Annotated in this window: 24 protein-coding genes; 5 read left to right on the forward strand and 19 right to left on the reverse strand. The window is 64.0% G+C overall.

Annotated elements, in window-relative coordinates; translation table 11 throughout:
- Positions 1-3: 3 nt before the first annotated feature.
- Positions 4-777, forward strand: a complete 774-nt coding sequence (locus ACZ60G_RS35495; RefSeq protein WP_465815801.1) for an ESX secretion-associated protein EspG — start codon at positions 4-6, stop codon at positions 775-777.
- Between the two features lie 5 nt (positions 778-782).
- On the opposite strand, the gene ACZ60G_RS35500 is transcribed toward ACZ60G_RS35495, so the two are convergent.
- From ACZ60G_RS35500 to ACZ60G_RS35535, 8 genes are all read right to left on the reverse strand, one after another.
- Positions 783-1,811, reverse strand: a complete 1,029-nt coding sequence (locus ACZ60G_RS35500) for a hypothetical protein (RefSeq protein WP_465815803.1) — start codon at positions 1,809-1,811, stop codon at positions 783-785.
- Positions 1,812-1,853: 42 nt separating this feature from the next.
- Positions 1,854-2,372 carry a PspA/IM30 family protein gene (locus tag ACZ60G_RS35505; RefSeq protein WP_465815805.1) on the reverse strand — a complete coding sequence of 173 codons (519 nt, stop codon included), beginning with the start codon at positions 2,370-2,372 and terminating at the stop codon, positions 1,854-1,856.
- A 25-nt stretch (positions 2,373-2,397) separates the two neighbouring features.
- Entirely contained in the window at positions 2,398-3,165 is a 768-nt protein-coding gene (locus ACZ60G_RS35510) for an alpha/beta hydrolase (protein ID WP_465815807.1), read from the reverse strand.
- Between the two features lie 54 nt (positions 3,166-3,219).
- Positions 3,220-3,510, reverse strand: a complete 291-nt coding sequence (locus ACZ60G_RS35515; protein ID WP_465815808.1) for a DUF427 domain-containing protein — start codon at positions 3,508-3,510, stop codon at positions 3,220-3,222.
- A 184-nt stretch (positions 3,511-3,694) separates the two neighbouring features.
- Positions 3,695-4,669 carry an alpha/beta hydrolase gene (locus tag ACZ60G_RS35520; RefSeq protein ID WP_465815810.1) on the reverse strand — a complete coding sequence of 325 codons (975 nt, stop codon included), beginning with the start codon at positions 4,667-4,669 and terminating at the stop codon, positions 3,695-3,697.
- A 535-nt stretch (positions 4,670-5,204) separates the two neighbouring features.
- On the reverse strand, positions 5,205-7,709 hold the full coding sequence (gene pheT, locus ACZ60G_RS35525) for a phenylalanine--tRNA ligase subunit beta (protein ID WP_465815812.1): 2,505 nt from the start codon (positions 7,707-7,709) through the stop codon (positions 5,205-5,207).
- A 46-nt stretch (positions 7,710-7,755) separates the two neighbouring features.
- Positions 7,756-8,814 carry a phenylalanine--tRNA ligase subunit alpha gene (gene pheS / locus ACZ60G_RS35530; RefSeq protein WP_465815813.1) on the reverse strand — a complete coding sequence of 353 codons (1,059 nt, stop codon included), beginning with the start codon at positions 8,812-8,814 and terminating at the stop codon, positions 7,756-7,758.
- Between the two features lie 475 nt (positions 8,815-9,289).
- A complete protein-coding gene (locus ACZ60G_RS35535; protein ID WP_465815815.1) occupies positions 9,290-10,714 on the reverse strand; it encodes an MFS transporter in 1,425 nt (474 codons plus the stop codon).
- 125 nt (positions 10,715-10,839) lie between these two features.
- Between ACZ60G_RS35535 and ACZ60G_RS35540 the strand changes: the two genes are divergently transcribed.
- The 3 genes from ACZ60G_RS35540 (at position 10,840) to ACZ60G_RS35550 (ending at position 12,687) form a co-directional block, all read left to right on the forward strand.
- On the forward strand, positions 10,840-11,397 hold the full coding sequence (locus tag ACZ60G_RS35540; protein WP_465815817.1) for a TetR/AcrR family transcriptional regulator: 558 nt from the start codon (positions 10,840-10,842) through the stop codon (positions 11,395-11,397).
- Between the two features lie 171 nt (positions 11,398-11,568).
- Positions 11,569-12,093, forward strand: coding sequence for a cysteine dioxygenase (locus ACZ60G_RS35545; protein ID WP_465815818.1), 525 nt, complete (start codon positions 11,569-11,571; stop codon positions 12,091-12,093).
- Positions 12,094-12,276: 183 nt separating this feature from the next.
- Positions 12,277-12,687 carry a rhodanese-like domain-containing protein gene (locus ACZ60G_RS35550; RefSeq protein ID WP_465815820.1) on the forward strand — a complete coding sequence of 137 codons (411 nt, stop codon included), beginning with the start codon at positions 12,277-12,279 and terminating at the stop codon, positions 12,685-12,687.
- 94 nt (positions 12,688-12,781) lie between these two features.
- Here the strand turns inward: ACZ60G_RS35550 and ACZ60G_RS35555 are convergent, their stop codons facing one another.
- The 11 genes from ACZ60G_RS35555 to ACZ60G_RS35605 all read right to left on the reverse strand — a co-directional run bounded on the left by ACZ60G_RS35555 (position 12,782) and on the right by ACZ60G_RS35605 (position 19,683).
- Complete coding sequence (locus ACZ60G_RS35555) at positions 12,782-13,345, reverse strand: hypothetical protein (RefSeq protein ID WP_465815822.1); 564 nt, start codon at positions 13,343-13,345, stop codon at positions 12,782-12,784.
- 55 nt (positions 13,346-13,400) lie between these two features.
- Positions 13,401-13,736, reverse strand: a complete 336-nt coding sequence (locus ACZ60G_RS35560) for a DUF7336 domain-containing protein (RefSeq protein WP_465815824.1) — start codon at positions 13,734-13,736, stop codon at positions 13,401-13,403.
- Positions 13,657-13,872 carry a DUF7336 domain-containing protein gene (locus tag ACZ60G_RS35565; protein WP_465815826.1) on the reverse strand — a complete coding sequence of 72 codons (216 nt, stop codon included), beginning with the start codon at positions 13,870-13,872 and terminating at the stop codon, positions 13,657-13,659. The genes ACZ60G_RS35560 and ACZ60G_RS35565 overlap by 80 nt, the downstream gene beginning before the upstream one ends.
- Before the next feature lie 487 nt (positions 13,873-14,359).
- Positions 14,360-14,746, reverse strand: a complete 387-nt coding sequence (locus ACZ60G_RS35570) for a hypothetical protein (protein ID WP_465815828.1) — start codon at positions 14,744-14,746, stop codon at positions 14,360-14,362.
- Positions 14,746-16,134 carry a hypothetical protein gene (locus ACZ60G_RS35575; RefSeq protein ID WP_465815830.1) on the reverse strand — a complete coding sequence of 463 codons (1,389 nt, stop codon included), beginning with the start codon at positions 16,132-16,134 and terminating at the stop codon, positions 14,746-14,748. The genes ACZ60G_RS35570 and ACZ60G_RS35575 overlap by 1 nt, the downstream gene beginning before the upstream one ends.
- 5 nt (positions 16,135-16,139) lie before the next feature.
- Positions 16,140-16,439: a WXG100 family type VII secretion target gene (locus ACZ60G_RS35580; protein WP_465815832.1), complete on the reverse strand. Its 300-nt coding sequence runs from the start codon at positions 16,437-16,439 to the stop codon at positions 16,140-16,142.
- Entirely contained in the window at positions 16,436-16,774 is a 339-nt protein-coding gene (locus ACZ60G_RS35585; RefSeq protein WP_465815834.1) for an ESX-1 secretion-associated protein, read from the reverse strand. The genes ACZ60G_RS35580 and ACZ60G_RS35585 overlap by 4 nt, the downstream gene beginning before the upstream one ends.
- A 317-nt stretch (positions 16,775-17,091) precedes the next feature.
- Positions 17,092-17,610, reverse strand: a complete 519-nt coding sequence (locus ACZ60G_RS35590) for a hypothetical protein (RefSeq protein ID WP_465815836.1) — start codon at positions 17,608-17,610, stop codon at positions 17,092-17,094.
- Between the two features lie 58 nt (positions 17,611-17,668).
- Positions 17,669-18,259, reverse strand: a complete 591-nt coding sequence (locus ACZ60G_RS35595) for a DUF3558 domain-containing protein (protein ID WP_465815838.1) — start codon at positions 18,257-18,259, stop codon at positions 17,669-17,671.
- Positions 18,260-18,589: 330 nt separating this feature from the next.
- Complete coding sequence (locus tag ACZ60G_RS35600; protein ID WP_327096465.1) at positions 18,590-18,796, reverse strand: DUF397 domain-containing protein; 207 nt, start codon at positions 18,794-18,796, stop codon at positions 18,590-18,592.
- Positions 18,793-19,683 carry a helix-turn-helix domain-containing protein gene (locus tag ACZ60G_RS35605; RefSeq protein WP_465815840.1) on the reverse strand — a complete coding sequence of 297 codons (891 nt, stop codon included), beginning with the start codon at positions 19,681-19,683 and terminating at the stop codon, positions 18,793-18,795. The genes ACZ60G_RS35600 and ACZ60G_RS35605 overlap by 4 nt, the downstream gene beginning before the upstream one ends.
- A gap of 936 nt (positions 19,684-20,619) precedes the next feature.
- Here ACZ60G_RS35605 and ACZ60G_RS35610 point away from each other — a divergent pair.
- Positions 20,620-20,880 (forward strand): hypothetical protein, encoded by a 261-nt coding sequence (locus ACZ60G_RS35610; protein ID WP_465815842.1) that lies wholly within the window; start codon positions 20,620-20,622, stop codon positions 20,878-20,880.
- The last annotated feature ends 86 nt before the right edge of the window (positions 20,881-20,966 follow it).

The following is a 20,966-nucleotide window of genomic DNA, read 5'->3' on the forward strand; positions in this document are numbered from 1 at the left end:
CGCATGACAACCGCGCGGCGGTGGCGTTTTACCGCGCTCGAATTCCGAGTGCTCTGGGAATCGACCGGACGGGATGTACTTCCCTATCCGCTGCGACATCGTTCCACCGAGGTCTTCCAAGAGGATTCGGATCGCCTGCGTCGGGCCGCGGCCCAGGTGGTGGTGCCACAACTGGACGAGGAGCTGGTGCGAGCCGTAGAGGTGCTGCTGGCGCCGGAGGCACGGGTGGAGGTGGCGGGCTTCCGCGGTCCGCGCAACGAGCGCAAGATCCGCGCGCACGGCGGCGTGCATTTCCAGCACGGCGCACTGGCGATGCAGGAGCCGGGACCCGAGCACGAGCACGGCGGGGATGTGGACCTGCTGTTCCTATCGGCCGACGATCTAGCCCCGGCCGTGGTCGACGTATTGCCGGAATCCCATCCGGGACAGGGTAAACCGATGCAGGTACCGATCGAGGAGCTGGAGAAGCCGCCGCCCGTGGTGCGCGACGCGTGGCGTCCGACGGTGCGCGAGGAGTTCGACAAATTCTTCCGTCAACCGACGACCGCCACCGTGCACGTCGGGGTGTATCCGCTCGGCAGCGTGGACAATCGGCATACCAAGGGCCGCAAGGACTTCCAGATCACCGATTTCGACAATGACGGCCGTTACGTCAGTTTCGGCAGTCGCACGGTGATCGTGAAGCCGACCGATCGCCAGCGCATCACCGCGACGCTGCGCGAAATGATCGGCCGCACAGTCGAAGAGGTCCGAAACGGCGATCATCTCGCACGCTGACGGGCTCAGCCCTTGACGTCGCCCAGGATCCCGAGCACCACATCCGAGATGTAGAACGGCTCCAGCCGCTCGCGAATCAGCGAGCCCAGCACGCCATTGCGCTTCGCACCCTCGATGACGGCGGGACCGTACCGCAGGATCTCCTTGGCGATATCGTCGCCGGACAGACCGAGCTCCGGCAGCATCGCGGCCAGCGTGTAATCACCGTACTTGGTGAAGAAGACATCCACGCACTCGTCCACGAGCAGCCCGAAATACTCCTTCTCCCTGGTGGTCACCGCGATCTCGTAGCAGAGCAGCACCAGTTCGTTGAGATCCTTCTGGGTCAGATAGTCCCGCAGACCGCTCACCGGCTCATCGGCGTGCAGATCCCAGAACTCCATCGCGGCATCGTGCACCGGAGCGTCGCGCAACATCTCCCGAATGGCATTGTTGGTGCGCTTGAGCGCGAATACCGCACCCTTGCCTGCCATATCGCCGATGAAGGTGCTCTCGGTGGCCTTCTTGGCAGTCTTGGCCGCCGACTGTCCCATGGAGATCAGCGATGAGACACCGGGAATCTTGCCCGCGAACTGCTTATTCGCCTCCATGAAATCGGAGATGAGCTTGTCCACGAACTTGGAGGCGACCGTGGCGACCAGCGGGCTCTCGGTCAGCCGCTCCAGGATGCGCTCCTGCGCCTGATGCATGCCGAAGATCTTCTCCAGCAGCGCCTCGACCGGTTCGCGGTCGACCACCTGCCCCAGGGTGTAGTCGTTGTTCGCGGCGATGTGGTCGTAGATCGAGTCGGCGAATACCCCGACCATATCCGCGATGACCGGACTGCCGCCGATCAGATCGACGACGGTGCGGACCGTCTCCTTGGCATCGTCGACGCCCACGACGTCACGGAAGACGAGGGTGTCGGCTACCCCGAGCACCGATTCCACGTCCCGGACGACGACCTCGGCGAAGCGTTCGCCGCTCACCTCGGCCAGCAGGAACTCCACTTGGGCATCGAGTAGCCGTTCGGCGATCTCACGCGGCTCGCTCATCGAATACACCATCACATTCGTAGTCCGTCGCGCTCGGTCAGCTTACGGATCGTTCGATTCGACGTCGTTGCCGTGCAACGATTTCCGTATCTGTGCCAGACGCTCGCGCGCCGCTTTCTCGCGCGCCTCCCATTGTTCGTCGGCGCTGCGGCCCGCGGGAGTCTGCCGGTCGAGTTCGCCCATCCCCTGCGCGGTGCCGAAGCGCTGCTCGACCTTATCGCGAACTGACTCAAAAGTAGGTACGCCGCCGGGCGAATATCCGCCCACCTCGGAGCCGGACGGGATACCGGTCGGCGGTACCGGTACCGCGGGTACCGGAGAAAAGCCTCCGACCTGCCCGGATGCGCTGGCCCCCGACTCCTTGTCATGCGGTTGCGGCATCACAGTGGCGGGACTCACACTCGACTCGGATCCGATATGGCCGAGTCCGGCGGCCTCCACAACCGCGGTGTGGACCCACGAGAGCCGAGGTCGCCCCGCGGTGGCAGTGCCGAGTACCGCCAAGAGTTCGTCATCGGACAGCGCCGCGAGCCGCGCGGTGATCTCACCCAAATCGCTCATATCGCCAGGTTACGCACGAGCGCCATCAGCGGGCGAGCAGATCACCCGCCCAGGAGCGGATCAGATCCGCCCAATCGACCCCGGTCGACATGATCAGATCGTTGTGACCCCCGCCGGGAAAGACCACCAATCGCTTCGGCTCCGGCGCGGCCGCGAACAGCCGCTCGGCATGCCGCAGCGGTAGGAGTTCGTCCTGATCGCCGTGCATGATCAAGACGGGTGCGCGCAGCTCGCTGATCCGGCGCAAGCTCGGGTAGGCGTCCGGGACGAACGGGCTGGGCAGGAAGGGATATACCGAGCGGGCCGCGTCACGCAGGCCGGTGAAGGTGGACATCAGTATCAGTCCGGTGGGCGGATGCTCGGTCGCCAGTTCGAGCAACACACCGCCGCCGAGCGATTTACCCAGGTAGAGCACGCGATCCGGATCGACGCCCGGCTGTTCCAATAGCACCCGCCGGGCCGCGTGGGCGTCGAGATAAGTGCCGTGCTCGGTGGGTCGCCCGGTGCTGCGTCCGTAGCCGCGATAGTCGAAAGTCAGTACGTCCAAACCGATTTGGGTGAGCAGTGCGTAGATCGGCACCCGATCACCGATATTGCCCGCATTGCCGTGCGCGAACAGGACGTGTCCGATCGAGCGTGCGGCGGGCAGCCACCAACCCTGCAGCGTCTCGCCATCGGTCGTGCGGATGGACAACTCGGTGTAATCCATCTCGAGGATCGACGGCGTCTGCACGACCTGGCGATCGGGCATGAAGGTCAGCGCATTGAGGATCGGACTGGCCGGATGTCGCATGCCATCGTTCTTACCCGGAACCCGCCGCCGCTGCGCGCCGACTCCCCGAATGCACTACACCTCGACGACGTCGACGCCCTTCCAGAACGCGACCCGGTCACGCACCTGCTCGGCCTCCGGCTTCGGATCCGGGTAGTACCAGGCGGCGTCCGGATTCTTCGTGCCCTCGACCTCGACCGTGTAATACGACGCGAGCCCCTTCCACCCGCACACGGTATGCGTATCGCTATCCCGGAAGTACTCCGTCTTCAGCGCTCCCGCCGGAAAGTAGTGATTACCCTCGACCACCACGGTGTCGTCGCTCTCGGCCAACACCGTGCCATTCCAGATGGCTCGTACACTCATCGAATCTCCCCACGTCGCACCGGATTCCGCCGCGCACAAACCACGGCTGACGTGTGTAACCCGCCTCACACCCGCCCTATTCCCGCGCTCGTGTTCCGCGACGCAGCCGCCGATCCTTTTACACCGCGCACCTGCTGCTGGCCGCCGTGCGTGCCAGCAGCAACCACGTGTGACCGGCGTTCCCTTATACGCCGAGACCCGCTTTCAGCGCCGGCCAGGATTTGGGCAGTGCGGCCTTCCAGTACGGCCATGAGTGCACGCCTACGGCGGCGTAGTCGATGGAGAGATCGGCGCCGAACAATTTCATAGCCGGCGAGATAGCGAGGGTGCAGTCGTGCGAGATGTTTTCGATCTCGTTCGACCGGATGGGGTCGTTGGGCCACGACCAGCGATCATCGAACGGGGCATCATCGGGTCCGGGCACGCCCGTGCCGACGTACAGGTGGACCGGTTTACCGCGCAGCGCGTCGAGGTGCTTGCTCGGATCGTGCGCCGCCCACTCCGGGTTACCCGCGGCTCCCCACATATTGTCCGGATTCCCGCCCTTGGATTCGACTACCGGCCGCACCGACAATTGCCCGACACCGTCGGTGGAGTAGCAGCCACTGAAGGCCGCCAGGGCCCTGAACATATTCGGATGCCGCACCGCCAGAATGGCCGCCGCTCCCGCTCCCATCGAAAGACCACCCACGGCGTAGATCCCGTTGCCCTTCAGCTCACGGTCGATCAACGGCGGCAGCTCCGAGGTCAGGAAGGTCTCCCACTTCTGGTGCCCCAGTTTCGGGTCATCCTTCAACCAGTCGGTGTAGTAGGTGCCCCCGCCGCCGACCGGCATCACCACATTGACCGGCTTGTCGGCGAAGAACTCCGTGGCGCCGCCGCGCAGCGTCCAGGTGCTCGCCGGCTGGGATTCCAACGCCCCGTTTCCGTCGAGCAGTAGGAGGGTCGGCCGGGATGCCGACTGGTTCGCCGGTACCAGCACGTCGAGGTGGATGGTCCGGTTCATCGCGGGCGAGCGAACATACATCTGCCATTGCTGCGCTGAGGTGTGCTCGATCCGCTCGACGGTGGCGGCCGCGTTCGCCTGCGGAGCCGCGACGATCAGTGGCGCGACCGCGACCGCCATGGTCGCGGCGACAGCCCCCACTCGGCGGAACACCCGACGTCCTCGCAACACCGACATGCGCAAACCCATGTGCACCCTCTCATCGACAGTCGGCCCTTTCGCGGCCCGTGGCTGATTCGCGTCGACAATGCCATGGAACGCGCACTCAGACTTCCCACCGTCGGTAACTATCAGGCAACGTTGCAATCTGCGGCCCTCACTGTGTGACGACAGCCGGGCGCCTGCATATCCGTGCTCCTATCGCCACAGCGCCAATTCTCAGCAATATCGCGGATTTCGTACGGTGGTGGCAGTGAGCGCATCGGCGGCACGCACGATACCGGCGCACAACGAATCGGCTGATACCTGCGTCGGCGATCGCATGGTCGCAGGGGAACATAAATGCACTGAGCCACAACGCAAATCGCCCCGGGCACAGGAGCGCCCGGGCACGATAACAGCTCACCAGCCGCACAGCACCGTACTGACCACATCGGCAAATCACAGGGTCACGGGCGACACGTAAGTCACCGAGCCACAACGCAAATCGGCCCCGGACGCAGTAGCGCCCGGGGCCGATATCAGCTCATCAGCCGCGCAATACCGCGCCGACCGCGCCGGCGGCGGCCGCGACCGCCGAATCACGCGCGGCACTCGCTTCGTCCTCGGTCAGTGTCCGGTCACTGGCGCGGAAACGCAGTGCGTAGGTCAGCGACTTGCGACCTTCACCCGCCTGCGCGCCCTCGTACACGTCGAACAGGGCGATATCCTCCAGCAACGCACCGCCGCCGGTGCGCAGCGCCGACTCGACCGAGGCCGCGGGCACCGACTTCGCGACACTCACCGAAACGTCCTGCAGTACCGCCGGGAACGGGGAAACCACTGGGACAGGCCGGGATTCGCGCAGCGGCAGGGCATCGAGATCGAGTTCGACGGCGCAGGTGCGCGGCGGCAGGCCCGCCCGCTCCAGCACGGCCGGATGCAGTTCACCCGCATGCCCGATGACCTGACCATCGACCACCAGCTCGGCGCACCGCCCCGGATGCCACGGCAGGTGGACCGCCGGACGACGCTCGATGGTCACGCCCGCCGCAGCGGCGACGACATCGGCGAGCGCGAAGGCATCGGCGGCCTCCGCCGGACGCCCGGCACCCCACGGCCCACGCGGTTCCCGCCGACCCGTCAGGACCGCACCGATGTGCACCGGCTGGGCGGGCAGCGAATCGAGCAGTTCCTCGATCTGCGCATCGGTCGGACGTCGATCCACCGGCAGCGCCGCCACCGCGCGCACATTCGGACCAGGCAGCACCACCTGCGCGATTCCGAAGATCGCGAGATCGCGCGCACCACGAGAGATATTGCGCGCGGCCACTTCCAGCAGCCCTGGCAACAGCGTGGTCGCCAATTCCGCGCGCTCCACATCGAGCGGGTTCAGCACCCGCGTGGTGTTGCGGCGCGGATCGTCGGCATCCAGACCCCAGATGTCGAAAACCCCGGCGGCGAGGAACAGCGGCGGCAGCACCTCGACGCATCCGGCGAAGGCCAGCGCCCGGCTCACCGCGCGACGGCGGCGCTGCGCGGTGGTCAGCCCACGGCCGGCCGGCGCGGTCGGAATGACGGACGGAATCTGCTCCAGCCCCTCCAGCCGCAGCACCTCTTCGACGAGGTCGGCAGGCTGGGCCAGGTCGGGCCGCCAGCTCGGCGGTGTGACGACGAGCTGTCCGTGCCCGGTGGCCTCGTTGACGCCCACCTCGACCGTGCAGCCGATCTGCGCGAGCCGACGTGCCGACGTGCCGGTCGGATACACCACGCCCGCCACCCGATCGGCGAGATCGATATCGATCCGGATCGGCGGCGCGGAGGCCACCGGCACCCGAACATCGGTGAGCGCGGATTCCACAGTGCCACTGGCGATTTCGGCCAGCAGCGTGGCCGCACGATCGAGCGCGGCGACATTGATCTCCGGATCGACGACGCGCTCGTAACGCTTACCGGCCTCGGAGACCAGCTTGTGCCTGCGCGCGGTCCGGTAGACCAGCAGCGGATTCCAGGTGGCGGCCTCGAGCACGATATCGGTCGACTCCGCGCCGACTTCCGTTGCCGCACCGCCCATTACGCCCGCGAGGGAGACCACGCCGGAATCGTCGGCGATCACCACGTCCTCGGCATCGAGCACCCGATCGACCTCGTCCAGCGTGCGCAGCGTCTCGCCCTTATCAGCCGTGCGCACAACGAGACCGCCGTTGAGCTTGGCCGCATCGAAGGCGTGCAGCGGCTGGCCGAGCTCGAGCATCACATAGTTGGTGACATCGACCGCGGGTGAAATCGGGCGCACACCCGACAGCAGCAGCCGACGCTGCAACCACCAGGGGCTCACCGCATTCGGGTCGATACCGGTGACCCGGCGCACCGCGAAACGGGTGCACTTGGACGCCGGCTCGAGCCGGACCGACCACGCGTCCTGCTCGTCATCGGGCAGGGTCCGCACCGCCGGATCCGCGTAGTCGAGATCGAATCCGCACGCCAGCTCGCGCGCCAGACCGCGGGTCGAGAAGCAGTACCCGCGATCGGGCGTGATGTTCAGCTCGATGACCGTATCGTCGAGCCCCAGGAGCTCATTGGCGTCGGTGCCCGGTTCGGCGGTACCCGGCTCGAGCACCAGAATCCCCGAATGGTCCTTGCCGATACCGAGTTCGGCGACCGAGCAGATCATGCCGTTGGACACATGCCCGTAGGTCTTGCGCGAGGAGATCTGGAATCCGCCCGGCAGCACCCCGCCCGGCAGCACCACGACCACCAGGTCGCCGACGGCGAAGTTCGTTGCGCCGCAGACGATCTCCTGCAGCTCCGGGTTGCCGACGTCCACCTTGCAGAACCGGATCGGCTTCTTGAACTCGGTCAGCTCGGTGATCTCGGCGACGCGACCGACCACCAGCGGCTTATCGATATCACCGCTCACCCGCTGGAGCTTGTCGACCTCTTCGACCTCCAGCCCGACGCGGACGAATCCGGCATCGAGCTCCTCCGGCGTCACCGACCAGTCGGGGGTGGTCCGCCGCAGAATTTCGGTCAGCCAGGACTGCGCTACTCGCACTTGACGTTTCGCTCTCTCGATCGAAGGGTCGTTGAAATCGACAAGCTCAGGACCGGATACCGAAGGGCAGCGTGAAACGCACGTCGCCCTCCACGATGTCCCGCATGTCCGGGATGCCGTTGCGGAACTGCAGCGTCCGCTCCAGCCCCATGCCGAACGCGAACCCGCTGTACACCTCGGGATCGATCCCGCTGGCGATCAGCACCTTCGGGTTCACCATGCCGCAGCCGCCCCATTCGACCCAGCCCGCGCCGCCCTTCTTGTCCGGGAACCACACGTCGACCTCGGCAGAGGGTTCGGTGAACGGAAAGTAGTTGGGACGCATACGCGTCCGGGTATCCGGCCCGAACAGGGCGCGCGCGAACGCGTCCAGGGTGCCGCGCAGATGCGCCATGGTCAGACCCTTGTCCACCGCCAGTCCCTCCACCTGGGAGAAGACCGGGGTGTGGGTGGCGTCGAGCTCGTCGGTGCGGAAGGTCCGACCGGGGCACACCACATAGATCGGCAGTTCGCGCTCGAGCAGCGAACGCACCTGAACCGGCGAGGTGTGGGTGCGCAGCACCTGCCGCGAACCTTCAGGCGCGATATGGAAGGTGTCCTGCATCGTGCGGGCCGGATGGTCGGGCAGGAAGTTCAGCGCGTCGAAGTTGAAGTGCTCGGTCTCGACCTCGGGCCCTTCGGCGACCTCCCAGCCCATCGCGACGAAGACGTCGGCGATCTGCTCGGAGATAACCGTGATCGGATGCCGTGCACCGACGGCGTCCCGGCGCGCGGGCAGCGTCACATCGATCGTCTCGGCGACCAGCACGGCCGCGTCGCGCTCGGCGAGCAGCACCGTGCGGCGCGATTCGAAAGCCTCCGATACCCGCGCCCGCGCGACGTTCACGCGCTTGCCCGCGTCCGCCTTCTCCGACTTCGGCAGGCCGCCGAGCGCGCGCTGCGCCAAGGCCAGCGGCGCCTTACCGCCGAGATGCTCGGTCTTGGCGACCGCGAGCGCATCCAGATCGGCGGCCGCCGCAAACGCCTTCTCGGCCTCTGCCGCGGCGGCGGCCAATGCCTCCTCGCTCAGCGCTGCGTTCTCGACTCCATCGTTGTCGTCGGCCACGATCGTTCGTCTCTCCCCTGGGGATCGGTTCGCGGGTCCGCGTGATTGCCTACCCACATTGCTGCTGGTCGAATCGTATTCGATGCGCCGCGGCCGATTCACCCGGATTACCGCTGTGGCGCTTGCCGAGCGTGTGCCAGCTCGAACTTGCGCAGTTCACCCACGGCCAGCGCGGCTCGACGGACAGCGGCAATTCGTTGATCGCCACAGCGCGCCGCAGTTCCCATTTCCGACGACGAACAGCGCGAACCCCGCGACGAGGACCAGGATTGCGAACAGCGCACGCTTCGGCCTCGCCGCAGGTTGCGCCCGGTTCGATGCCCGGCACGCACCACTCATGTCCAAAAGCCCGTCGTGATAAGGCCCGGAAGTGGCGCGCACCATACGACGGCGGCCATACCAGAACGCAGCTGTGCGCCCGCCCCACGCGAATGACATGGGGCGGGCGCATAGCCGCCGATCGGTGCCGTGATGATCAGTCCACTGCGGTGATGCGGCTGGGCAACAGCCGGGAAAGCACCGCGCCCACCGCGACGATCGCGGCGCCGACCCACACGGCGGGAATCAGACCGTCGACGAAGCTCTGCGGATCGGTATAGGAGCCGTGTGAGGCAAAGACCGACGCCAGCACGGCGACACCCATGGCCACACCCACCTCACGGATGGTGCTGTTGGTGCCCGAAGCCATCGCCCGATCCTCTGGACTCGCACTGGCCATCACCACGGTCGCACCGGGCGCGAAGGTCAACCCCATCCCGATGCCACCCAGCAGGAACGGCCCGACGAATGCGAGGTAGCTCGCGTCGACCGAGGCCACCGCCGCCATCCAGGCCAGGGCCACCGCAAGCAACGTCTGTCCGGCCGTCAGCAGATTCCGCGCGCCGACCCGGTCCACGATCAACCCGGCCAGCGGCGCGACCACCATCGGCGCCATCGTCCACGGCATGGTCCGGATCCCGGATTGCAACGGCCCGAAGCCCTGCACTACCTGGAAGTACTGCGCCAGCAGGAAGATCGAACCGAAGACGCCGACCGAGAAGGTGAAGACGGTCGTATTGCTCACCCGGAATGCCCGCGAGCGGAACAACCGCAGCGGCAGCATCGGATCCGGCGTCCGCAACTCCCAGACGATCAGCAGTCCGAGCAGCAACGCACCGCCGATCAGCGCGGTAAGCACGCCGGTCGAGGTCCAACCGTCATCGGCGCCGTGGATCACGCCCCACACCACCGCGAGCACGCCGCCCGCGGACAGCACCAGCCCGAGCGGATCCAGCCGCTTGGCCCGCCCGTGCGATTCGGTCAGCACCCGCGCCGCGAAGGGCAGCGCCAGCACGCCGATCGGCACATTCACCCAGAAGATCCACTGCCAGCTCAGCCCCTCGACCACCGCACCGCCGATCAGCGGTCCGAGTGCGACGCCGAGCCCGGAGATGCCACCCCAGATGCCGATGGCGGCACTGCGCATCTTCTCCGGGACCGCCGATGACAGCAGGGTCAGCGAAAGCGGCATCACCGCGGCCGCACCGAAACCCTGAATCGCTCTGGCGGCGATCAGCGTCCAGGGCTCGGTGGCCAGCGCGCAGGCCGCCGACGCCGCCGTGAAGATCGCGATACCGGCCAGAAAGACCCGGCGGCGGCCGAGCCGGTCACCGATGGACGTGGCGGTCAGCAGTAGCGATGCGAAGGCCAGCGTGTAGGCGTTGACGAACCATTGCAGATCGGCGAGGGAGGCGCCGAGTTCGGTGCGGATCACCGGCAGCGCATTGGTCACCACCAGGTTGTCCAACGTGACCATGAACATCGGGATGCCGACCGCGGCGAGCACGGCGGCCAGCGCCCGCCCGCCCGCGCGTTGTTCGACGGACGCCTGCGGGGCGGCGGTTACGAGTGTCTCGGACATGTCCAGCCTTTGTTGTAATCGACTGATAACTAACTGCTCGAAGGGTATGCATCGGCTGATAACATGTCAATGGCGAGCGGCCGACGACGAAGTGGAGCACGATGGCGAGTTCAACCCGAACCCGGATGACCGCATCCGAACGCAGCGAGGAAGTACTGCGCGCGGCCGTCACCGCATTCGCCGAATCCGGTTATGCCGCAACGAAAACCGATGAGATCGCGCGGCTGGCCGGGGTTTCGCAGCCGTATGTGATCCGCCTGTTCGGCACCAAACAGCAACTGTTCCTGGCTGCGGCGAACCAAGTATGCGACCGCATCGAAGACGTCTTCCGCGCGGCCGCCGCCGAAGGCATCACACCCGACTCCACGCAGGACGAGAAGATGCGCGCGCTCGGCCAGGGCTACAAGACGTTCCTCGACGAACGCGAACTACTCCTGGTGCTGCTACATGCCTTCGCCGCCGCCTCCGATCCGGCCATCGGCCCGAACGTCCGCGAGCGCTTCGGCGGCATCTACAGCGTGATCCAAGAGCTCACCGGCGCATCCATCGCGGAGATTTGCCGCTTCCTCGGCAACGGCATGCTGCTCACCGTGATGGCCGCCATGGGTGTCGCCGGCCCCGATTCGGTCGAGGTCTGCTGGGCCACCGACATGCTCGAAAGCCTCCGTGCCGAGGCGGAGTAGCCGGTGTGTCCCGTGCGGTGACGGCACGGTCTGCGGGTGCGCAGTTTTGCTCATGGTGATCCAGACCGATGGCAACGGCGTCGTGGTGCCGGAAAATGCGCGAGACCGCTTCGTCGCGGTTGATGGCAGCGCAGTCGATTTGTCCCCACGACCTTGTCAGGAGTATCTCGCTTGACCACATCACTGCCGGTGAATCTCAAGCACACCAACGATATTCACCCCTCGGTCGATGGACCGCTGATGCGCGAGGCGGTGTGTCCGGAGCGGACGCTGTGGTCGCCCACGGAATTGCGGGAGTTGACCAGGTCGGTCGCCGATGCCATGGCGACACCGCTACTGGACATCGTGCGGTTCGATACGCGGCAACGCTGGTGGACCCGGCTGGCGCTGACCATGGGCGTCGAAGTGTGGCTGCTGTCGTGGGCACCGGGACAGGGCACCGAACCGCACGATCACGGCGGCGCCTCCGGCTCGTTCACGGTATCCATCGGCGAACTCGGCGAGGAATACCGAAATTCAGACGGCCCGGTCCGCACGACGCAATGGCGGGCGGGCGAAACCGTCGCCTTCGGGCCGGAACGCGCGCATCGGCTGCGCAATCACAGCACCCGCCCGGCCGCCTCGGTACACGCGTATTCGCCACCACTGCGACCGGTCCGCGAGTACCGCGCGCTCACGGATTTCGTGGGCGTATGAGCGAACGCAGTGAGCGAACCGGTCATGCCGCAGCCGAGCGCCAGCGAGGCGCAGGCATGAGACCAGTCCTCGCCGGGACGCTACCCTCCAACACAACCTGCCTCCAGCTAAAACCTCCGGGGACGCCGTCTCATTTCAGTCCTCGAAGGACAAGCGCCGAAAGCATTCCTGGAGGTCCCAGCCATGAAAGAAGGTAGTGCTATCAGCGCCGAGGACAGGCTCGACCGGGCGCGAGCCAAACTCAATCGTGTCGACCCGGAGCAGGCGGCGGCACTACTGGCCGACGGCGCGTTGGTGGTCGATATCCGCCCGCACGCCAACCGCCTCGCCGAGGGCGAAATCCCCGGTTCGGTCGTGGTGGAACGAATAGTGCTGGAATGGCGCCTCGACCCGACCGGCGCGCATCGGCTGCCCGGTCTCACCACGAACACTCCGGTCGTGCTGGTCTGCAATGAGGGCTACGCCTCCAGCCTCGCCGCCGCCGACGTCCTCGAACTCGGCGTGCACCGAGCCACCGACCTCATCGGCGGCTTCCGCGCCTGGCAAGCGGCTGGCCTACCGGTAGTCCCGGGCGGCACGCCAGCCGCCCCCTAGCCCACCCCCGTTTCAAGCCTCGAACCCTCAGAGCGACAAAGCCGATATCGCGATGCGTGATCGGCACGTGGAACAAGCTGGCTTTTACCAGCCACTACCAAGTCTGGATGGCGTCCCGCAACGCGGGTTCGGGGTCATTACCGAGAAGCTTCGCCGAGATAGCGATCCCCAAAACCGTCGCAGCCTGGGTGAATATCGGTTCCGAAGAGTTCATGACGTCAAAACCTGCGCGGTCGACGCGGAGCACACCGGGAGGCAAGGCGATTCGGGGCTCGGCAGTCAAACCGCGCAGGACAGCGTCGGCCATATCCGTCGGCAGACCCGAGGTGAACGGACGTGTCCACAGTCGGCTCGGGCAAGTTGGTTGGTCGGCTCCGTCGAGCAGGTCGAAAGGCGCGACTGCGATTTCGATCTGCACAGCCGGATCGTTTCCGGCGAGAAACTCCGCGCCGAGCAGAGCATGCGGTGCGATGCCGCCGAAGCGGCGTAGCACCTCCACCAGAACCCGGGCGCCCCCACCTATATTGGGTTCAGCCATCGCGGAAACCGTGGAAGTGACCACTCGCGCCACCGGATACGCGGCGCTCGTGTCGTCTTCGTCAACAGCAGCGATCCCGTGCTTCTCGACCTCGAGCTTCATCATCGCGGCGGCAACCATTCTGCTCCCTCGCAGCTATTTTCTTTATATCCAAAATTGGGGCGAGCAGGCCTTTTCATCGACCCTCGTCAGTATTACCGTAACCTTCCGGCCAATAGCTTTTGTCTACCTCGTAGGGTTTAACAACAAAATTCTCAGGGTAGTCGCGGAACCCCGGCTGATCACGAAGGCGGAGGATGGCATTGCGGGCGTCTTCTTCTGATTCGTACACGCCGATTCGCTTGCGCTCCTCCTCCCTATCATCGTTCTGATAGACATGCTCGAGTAAGAACACTGAACCCATCAATCCGACCTCTCGTATCGCTTGCGAATCAGGGGTGAAAAAAACCTTCAGACCAGTGATCCTTACCGACTGTGTACCGATCGATATGAAAATCGTCAGGTCGGTCACGGAAACCTGGCAGGTCCTTCATTCGCTCTGCAGCCCGCACAGCCCTCGATTCGATGGAGTACATCCCAACGGTTCTGACAAACTCCTCGCCGCTCTCCAACTCATACCAGTGGTCTAGGATGAAGATTTCGCGCATCGGCACTCCTCTTCTTCACTTCCTAATTCGGATTTTACTTGCAATCCGAGATCGAGGGCTTGGTGCAAGAGCCCATGGTGGAGGTTGGGCGCGGGCGATGTGTGTGCGCGAATCGTCAATCGCTGCATCGAGTTTGCCTTCCGTACGGTGCATTACCTTTTGTCCACGACGATCCGGTCGAACATTCGAGGGCGGAATGCACGGCGCTGACACGGGACCGACACGGAAACGCATGCTCGTAGTGGTTGGTCTGAGCCACCGGCATCTTCCGACGAGGTATCGCTCCGCCGATGTGTGACAAGACCATCCAGGGGGACACAGCCGGTACACCATGGTCGACGAGCGAAACCCCTTGAGGTTGCGAGGATTCGGATCAGCTGTAACCACGCCGAAACGCGAGTGTGCGTCCTGTGATCATCGAAGTATCGGTCCGGTTCCAGCAGTTGAAGGTTGGTTACGCAATGAGGTGCCGCCGCGAACTCGTGAGTCAGCTGCCAGAATATCGATCCAACACTGCGATGATTCTCTCGAAATCACGTACCGAACGCTGACAGAACTCTGGATCCGTCCTCACTAAGAGGTCCACAGCTTGCGCTTCGGTTGCCAGTCCGTGAAGTTCTTTCTCAGCCATCACTCGTGCAGGTACGAGCACCCAGTTTCGTCGAGTAGTGTCAAACAACCAGTCGATCTCTCGATTGTCGACAAAAGCGGCCTCGTGCAACAGTTCAGCAACACGAGCTGGCCGAGGTTCAGGGAAACGCCAGACAACAAGCGGCGGAGCGGGAGTGCCGTCTTCACCGATGCCACCCGCATGGCGATACCACTCCAGGTCTCCGTACCGCTTCAGTCGAGTAATAAAGTCACCAGAATTCACTACCCTACTCCCTTGATCGTAGCGCCGGGATTATCTCCCATAATAGTCTTCCGCCATTGCTCGATGGGGATGGGGTTTGGACTGTGCCTCGGATCGTAAACATATTTTCCATCGGTATATACCTCGTGATATAGAAATTGTTCACGCAGCCCATATTCTTCAACAGTTACCTCTGTCCCCGGAGCAGGATCCACCCTGAGTATCTCGCCTTCCCCAGCGGCAACCTTCTTTAAATGTTCTGCAATCTCGGAACAATCTTCGCCCGGATGAATGCCCTCTCGCAGCATTCTTGCCATCTCATCGGTGACTGCGCTCGAGGGAATGCCGGAGGAGTCTCCTTCGTTTGCCGGGTTTCCATCGTCATCGATGTAGACCTTCATGGCGATGATGGCACCGAGTTTGATGGCGATATCGGTGAGGCTGGGAACTTTGTCGAACGCGGTGACCGTGAAGGCTGCGGTTCCCGCGACTGCCGCCGCGGTGCCGATTATTTTGATGAGTTTGCTGGTGTCGTAGGTGCTTTTGAGCACTCTGGCGGTGTTGCCGGCGATCGCCACGACTCCGACGCCCGCGGCGACGTCGCTGAGGGCAGCGGTGATCCAGGAGGCGGCGACGCCGATGACGACCGTGGTTCCGGCTGCTATCAACGCGTTGGTGACCGCGTCCCGGAACTTGTCGCGGGCTTCGGAGGTAGCGGTGCTGTATTCGGCGACGGGTGTGGCGAGGTTGAGGGATGCGGAGGCAAGTTGGGTGGCGCCGCCATTGAGGGTGGTGAGGTGGCCGAGGAGGGGGTCGAGGCCTTTCTTGTCCTGGATGTCGCTGAAGAGGTTGGTGATCTCGGTGATCCGGGATGCGGCATCGGTGATGGTTTTGTGTTCGGCGAACGTTTTCCAGGTCGATGCGGCCTTGGCGAGTTTGTCTTTGTTGCCGTTGGGCAGCTTGCTGCCGAACTCTTCCTGGACCTTCCCGACCAGGGCGTCGTAGAAGCCGGGGATGCTGCCCTTTCCCTCGGTGACACCGTCGCCGTTGTTGCCGACCGACGTCGGGATGGTCACCTTGTACTCCGACATCGCCGTCACGGTGGGCCGGTCGGGCATCGGTTTGGACTTATTGGACAGTGCCCAGTTGTGCCCGGCGGCGTAGAGCATGTTGCCGAAGTTGGTCAGGGCGTCGGCTAGGTTCGTGCAGGTCTGCATCGTTTCCTGGGCGACGCGGTCATAGGTTTTGCCCCAAGATTCGCAGCCCGCGTTGTCACCGGCCATGCCCGCGCATTCACCTTTGACCGCATCGTGGACCGGTTTGTCGGCGGCACGCAGGTCGGTGGCCAGGGCGTGGCATTTCTTGCCGGCCTCGTAGTAGGTCTGCCAGTCGATAACCAGTACACCCATGTGTCTTATCCCTGCGAGAACATTTTGTAATTGGTGTCGTGGGCGGTGGTGTAGCGCGCGTGCGCCGCCTTCGCGGCATCGCTGACATCCTTCACACCTTCGACGAATTCCCTTGCGCCAGCGACCCATTGCGCGTGAGCATCGGTATATGCCTGGGCGGCAACGCCTTCCCATCCACTGCCGGTGAGGGTGGCGACCCGGTGGTCGATCTCATCGAGGTGCTCGCCGATGAACCCGGCCAGACTCGACAGACGGACCACGATCTCATCGAGATGGTCGAGATCGACCGAAAACTGAGAGTTCATGGCAGATCCAAACTCGAAGTGCTCAATGTGGCGGCGTTGCTCTCATCTTGGGCCTGATAGGTGTCGGCGGTAACACCCAGCTTCTCCGCCATGCCGGTCAGAGCGGTCATGATTTGGGATCCGCCGTCACGCACTTCGGTCCAGCCCTCGGAGAATTCGTTGGCCGCGTCTCCGGTCCAGCTGCCATCGGTCAGCGAAGCGACGTCCTTCGCGGCGGAATCCAACGCCGTGCGCAGTGCCTCGGCCAACTCGTAGACGTACTTGCCGACCTCGCGCACCTTCTCGGGCACCACCGAGAGGTTCTGGCCAGAGGCTGGTGTCCCCCCATCACTCATGATGCGAATCCTAACCGATGCCGGTTGGGTGGTGATACCGCGAAGCGGAAGGCCTTGGGGCGCCGGGTATAGGTCAGCGTGTCGCCTTCGATAGCCGCCTTGTTGGGGTCGCCCGCTTCGAGTTCCGCAGCGTGGCTGTGGATCTCGACATTTCGAGAACACTGGGCCAAGCTTGAGCGACGCGGTCGCTCTGTTCACCGCACCCCGTTGGGCGGCGAACTCCTGGCGCTCGTCCATGGTCGGCCGCTGCGGGGTAATTCAGCGTCCGAGCATCCTTGATCGCGCTGGTCTGCGCGCCCCCGGATGATTCGAATCATTCATTTCGAGGCACCGACGGCCGGGGGCGCTGTTACGCCTAGTTGGGTGGTCGTACCGATCTGGCTGACTCCCCAATCCGCTTTCAACTCGTTGTAGCGAGCGGCGAATTCTTGATCCTGTTCGACGTATTTCTGGGCGATTGTGCGGTGGAGGGTTTGGATATCCTCGGCGATCTGATAATGCTGCTCGAGTATGTCGAAGACGTTGTTGTCCGAGTCTGTGGCCGGATCGACAATCTTTGCCTTACCGCGGAAACGAGCCACCAGCGTGGCGGCCGAGGTCAGGCCGTCCGTCATCTCGCCGATACCCCAGTTCTTTCGGTCCGAGATCGATTTCGCGATCCGTTGAAGGTTCCGGATCTCGTCCATGAAAGCCTGGCAGTCGCGTTCGATGTAAACGAACTCGTCGGCATTGACTCGCACTTCGTTGCTGAACCTGACGGTTAGCTTGCCGTCCTGAGCGTCCTTGATCGCGCTGGCCAGCGGACCCGCAGACTGTGTCGTGGTATCGCTACTCATCGTTGATCTTCCTCCCCTGTGCTCTTCGGTTTTGAAGCCACCGAAGGTCGGTACAAGTTTAGAGGGTGGCAGGTATCGCTGGAACGATCTGCTCCGCCAGACGGTTAGCGATGTCACAAGAGTGCTGGGAGGCAGTCAGTTTGGCCGAAGGTGGGTTGCTGATACTGACCTCGAGGCTTCCCCCCTTCATCTCAACGAGCAGGATGCAGTGCTCATGTTGATCTGTCTGATCATCGCTTGGGCGATAGGTAAGTGCCGCCCGCCCACCTACATTGAGATCCTCGGTGACGGTGTACTGACTGTTTGCGCGCACCATCGCCAGGGTGATGTTGGTGGTATCGATCGAGCCGAAGTAGCCGTTGGACTGAACCCAACCGCATCCGCGCCACTTGATGCCACCGGGCCTATCTGTGTTGTCGGGCCCCCCGTTCTTCAGCTTCTCCGACTGAATAAGGCTCTGCGGGAGATCTTTACACGCGTCAAACCCCGCTGGCACATCCGCCGCGACGGTCGGCGTCGCCGACGCACTGTTCGTGCTGCCCTTCGAGTCCTCACCGGAGTTGCACGCCGAGACCAATGCAACCACCCCCGCACCGAGAACCGCACTCCGGATAACACTGCTCCAGCTGGCCATCTCGTCCTCTCGCACCCGTGCCAGACTCGCGGCCGGACCGGCTTCTCCGCCCCCGCAAGCTCGTCTAGACCGTACCGGCCAGGTCACCAGCCCGCAAAGACGTTGGCGATTCCTGCGGAGTGGATTCTTCAGGGCCAGCCACGCCGACAACGATGACGCTGGATGTCGAAGCCAATGTTGCGGACATCGGACGCGTCGTACGCCACCTCGGACGGACCACGGTCAGCCGAACCGACGCGCGTCCCCGTACCGCCACCGACGCGCGGGCAGGGGGGCTCTTGGAGTGGAACACCCCAGGCTGCGAAAATTCCTGGGGCTCATTCAGTTTCGTGTGTCGACCGCCGATCAGGCGCGATCGAACTCGCCTTCTTTGACTCCTGCCGCGAAGGCATCCCACTCCGCAGGACTGAAAACCAGCGCCGGACCGGTGCGATCCTTGGAGTCGCGCACGCCGACCATGCCTCCGTTGAGGTGTGCAACTTCTACGCACGCCTGGGCGTCCTTGCTGCGGCTGGACTTGAACCACTTCGCCCCGGATAGGTCGATGCTCACCCTTCGTACTCCCTTGCTATCTGGGCCACCAGTTCCCTGGATTTCCCTTCATCCAACGCGACACGGCGTATGCCTGCAAGTCCGGAGCGATACTGGTTAATCTCCGGCTCACGTTCCAGGTAGAGGGCACCGGTGTACCCATCGACGTAGACGACCGGGGGCTCGGACAAGTACGCGGTTGGATGTTCGGGGAACTCCAGCAAGACGAAGCTGCCTACCTGCAGGCCGATATGCATTCCTGCGCTGAGCGGTACGACGCGAATCGACACGTTAGGCATTTGAGTCGCCTCCTCGAGGTGGCGGAGCTGGCGTCCCATGACCGCCGGACCACCGATCGGGTGCCGCAACACCGACTCGCACAAAAGAGCGTGCACAGTAAAGTTCTGGCTATCCTTCCGGAGTCGCTCTTGCCGCCGAATCGTCAACTCCACGTTGCGCTCCACCTCGGTCGGACTGGCCTGGGGCTGCAGCGCCCAGACACCGGCGCGTCGGTAGTCCGCGGTCTGGAGGAGACCCGGCATCAGTGTGAGCTGAAAGGTCGTAAGCTCGCTGGCAAACTCTTCCAGGCCGATGAACAGGGCGAAGACTTCTGGAATGACATCCTCGTACGGGTGCCACCAGTTCTTCTGCTCGGCCAGCTCCACGAGACCGACAAGGACCTTCGTCTCGTCCGATGCCGCTCCATACAGCTGGCAGAGCGCTTGCACATAAATCTCTTTCAGCTTCGGTCCCTGTTGTCCGGTTTCGATCCGCCACAACGTTTGCGCCGATACCCGAATGGCCTGCGCCGCAACCTTTGGCGGTACACCCGATCCTTCCCGCAACCGCTTGAGCGCTCGGCCGAGCATACGACGCGGCAGAGTGGAACCCGTTGAACCAATGGACATTCCTTAGCCTCGCTATCGGGTGATGTCGGTTTGGAATCAGTTTGCTCCTCGCCGTGGAATTTTGGAACAAACTTGGTTAATTCACGTGCTGAAATCTTCCACAGCCCCGCTGAGAAGCGTACTACTGAAATCACCCCGGTAGCCGGGATGTACCCACTGCCTCATTTAATCACTATGTCGCACAGTCAGTTTCGGCCTCGGCTATCGGGTATTCCAGACACTCACACCTACGCTCGGAGTATCCGCATGCACGGCCTGCCCGTAACGAACCACAGCGAATTGCCTGTGATGACAATCGAATACGCCCACGCGACAATGCAGTCCCACCTGGACTGCGTTGCGTCGATGTGCCCGGTCAAGGCGCAGGCGAAGAAACGGCTGATCGATGCGGGGCGGTTGGTCCCGGCTGATGTTCCGCACCAGGGGTTCTGATATGGCCGCCGATCGCATCGAGCACCGGTATCCGAGCCAGGCGATGGCACCGGCAGAGATGCATCGGGAGATCTCCCGCGATCTACACGCTGACTGCACGGTGGGGACTTGTGAGATGTTGCGCGGCTGTTGGACGCGCTTGATCGAGACGGGACATCCGCACCCCACCGATTCGCCCGCCGACTGCCCGGCCTGCACCAGACCCTCTGCCCGACAACAGATCGCTGATAGTGGGTCTGCGCTGGACGCGCCGCAGCGCGTGATCGAGACTCGTTGCGACGCCGAGCGGCTGGACTGTCGCTACCTCCCTGAGCCTCGGCCACCGGCGACGCCCGGCCCCGACATGCAGACCTTGCTGGACGTGCTGGATGGGCTGACCGACCCAGGCGCGAATGCCGCAGCACTCGCCGCACGGCTCACACCGACAACCGCGCCCCGCGATGCAAGGCAGCGATGAGGCCGCGTCCGACCGCGCTGGGTTGGATAGACCCAGTAGTCACCGGCATGCCGGAATGGGACGCCGCACAGGTACGGCGGCTCGCGCGGCGGCTCGGCTACGCACTGGTATGGCCGCCGGAGATCACGCTGGTGCCGCTGGTCGACCAGGTTCGGGGTGCGGATGTGGATGCTGTAATCATGCCGTCGCCGCTGCATCTGGATGTACTGATGTTGCATGCGGTGATGTGTGTCGCGGACGTCGAAACTGTTGCTCCGCGAATGTCTTTCGCTCGGTGGACCGCGTTCTCCTGTGGAAGGCAGGGATGATGAATTGGAGCACGGCCGGGCTGGTGCTGGCGGCTGGTGTGCCGTTGGCGGTGTTGGTTTGGGCGCTGTGCTGGCCGGTGCAAGTA

The organism is Nocardia sp. NPDC102475 (assembly GCF_055584605.1).

Excerpts from the sequence above, each read along its gene's own strand:
- ACZ60G_RS35495 (WP_465815801.1), top strand. The coding sequence starts at position 4 with ATGACAACCGCGCGGCGGTGGCGTTTTACCGCGCTCGAATTCCGAGTG.
- ACZ60G_RS35500 (WP_465815803.1), bottom strand. The coding sequence starts at position 1,811 with ATGAGCGAGCCGCGTGAGATCGCCGAACGGCTACTCGATGCCCAAGTG.
- ACZ60G_RS35505 (WP_465815805.1), bottom strand. The coding sequence starts at position 2,372 with ATGAGCGATTTGGGTGAGATCACCGCGCGGCTCGCGGCGCTGTCCGAT.
- ACZ60G_RS35510 (WP_465815807.1), bottom strand. The coding sequence starts at position 3,165 with ATGCGACATCCGGCCAGTCCGATCCTCAATGCGCTGACCTTCATGCCC.
- ACZ60G_RS35515 (WP_465815808.1), bottom strand. The coding sequence starts at position 3,510 with ATGAGTGTACGAGCCATCTGGAATGGCACGGTGTTGGCCGAGAGCGAC.
- ACZ60G_RS35535 (WP_465815815.1), bottom strand. The coding sequence starts at position 10,714 with ATGTCCGAGACACTCGTAACCGCCGCCCCGCAGGCGTCCGTCGAACAA.
- ACZ60G_RS35540 (WP_465815817.1), top strand. The coding sequence starts at position 10,840 with ATGACCGCATCCGAACGCAGCGAGGAAGTACTGCGCGCGGCCGTCACC.
- ACZ60G_RS35550 (WP_465815820.1), top strand. The coding sequence starts at position 12,277 with ATGAAAGAAGGTAGTGCTATCAGCGCCGAGGACAGGCTCGACCGGGCG.
- ACZ60G_RS35555 (WP_465815822.1), bottom strand. The coding sequence starts at position 13,345 with ATGGTTGCCGCCGCGATGATGAAGCTCGAGGTCGAGAAGCACGGGATC.
- ACZ60G_RS35565 (WP_465815826.1), bottom strand. The coding sequence starts at position 13,872 with ATGCGCGAAATCTTCATCCTAGACCACTGGTATGAGTTGGAGAGCGGC.
- ACZ60G_RS35575 (WP_465815830.1), bottom strand. The coding sequence starts at position 16,134 with ATGGGTGTACTGGTTATCGACTGGCAGACCTACTACGAGGCCGGCAAG.
- ACZ60G_RS35580 (WP_465815832.1), bottom strand. The coding sequence starts at position 16,439 with ATGAACTCTCAGTTTTCGGTCGATCTCGACCATCTCGATGAGATCGTG.
- ACZ60G_RS35585 (WP_465815834.1), bottom strand. The coding sequence starts at position 16,774 with ATGAGTGATGGGGGGACACCAGCCTCTGGCCAGAACCTCTCGGTGGTG.
- ACZ60G_RS35590 (WP_465815836.1), bottom strand. The coding sequence starts at position 17,610 with ATGAGTAGCGATACCACGACACAGTCTGCGGGTCCGCTGGCCAGCGCG.
- ACZ60G_RS35605 (WP_465815840.1), bottom strand. The coding sequence starts at position 19,683 with ATGTCCATTGGTTCAACGGGTTCCACTCTGCCGCGTCGTATGCTCGGC.
- ACZ60G_RS35610 (WP_465815842.1), top strand. The coding sequence starts at position 20,620 with ATGCCGGAATGGGACGCCGCACAGGTACGGCGGCTCGCGCGGCGGCTC.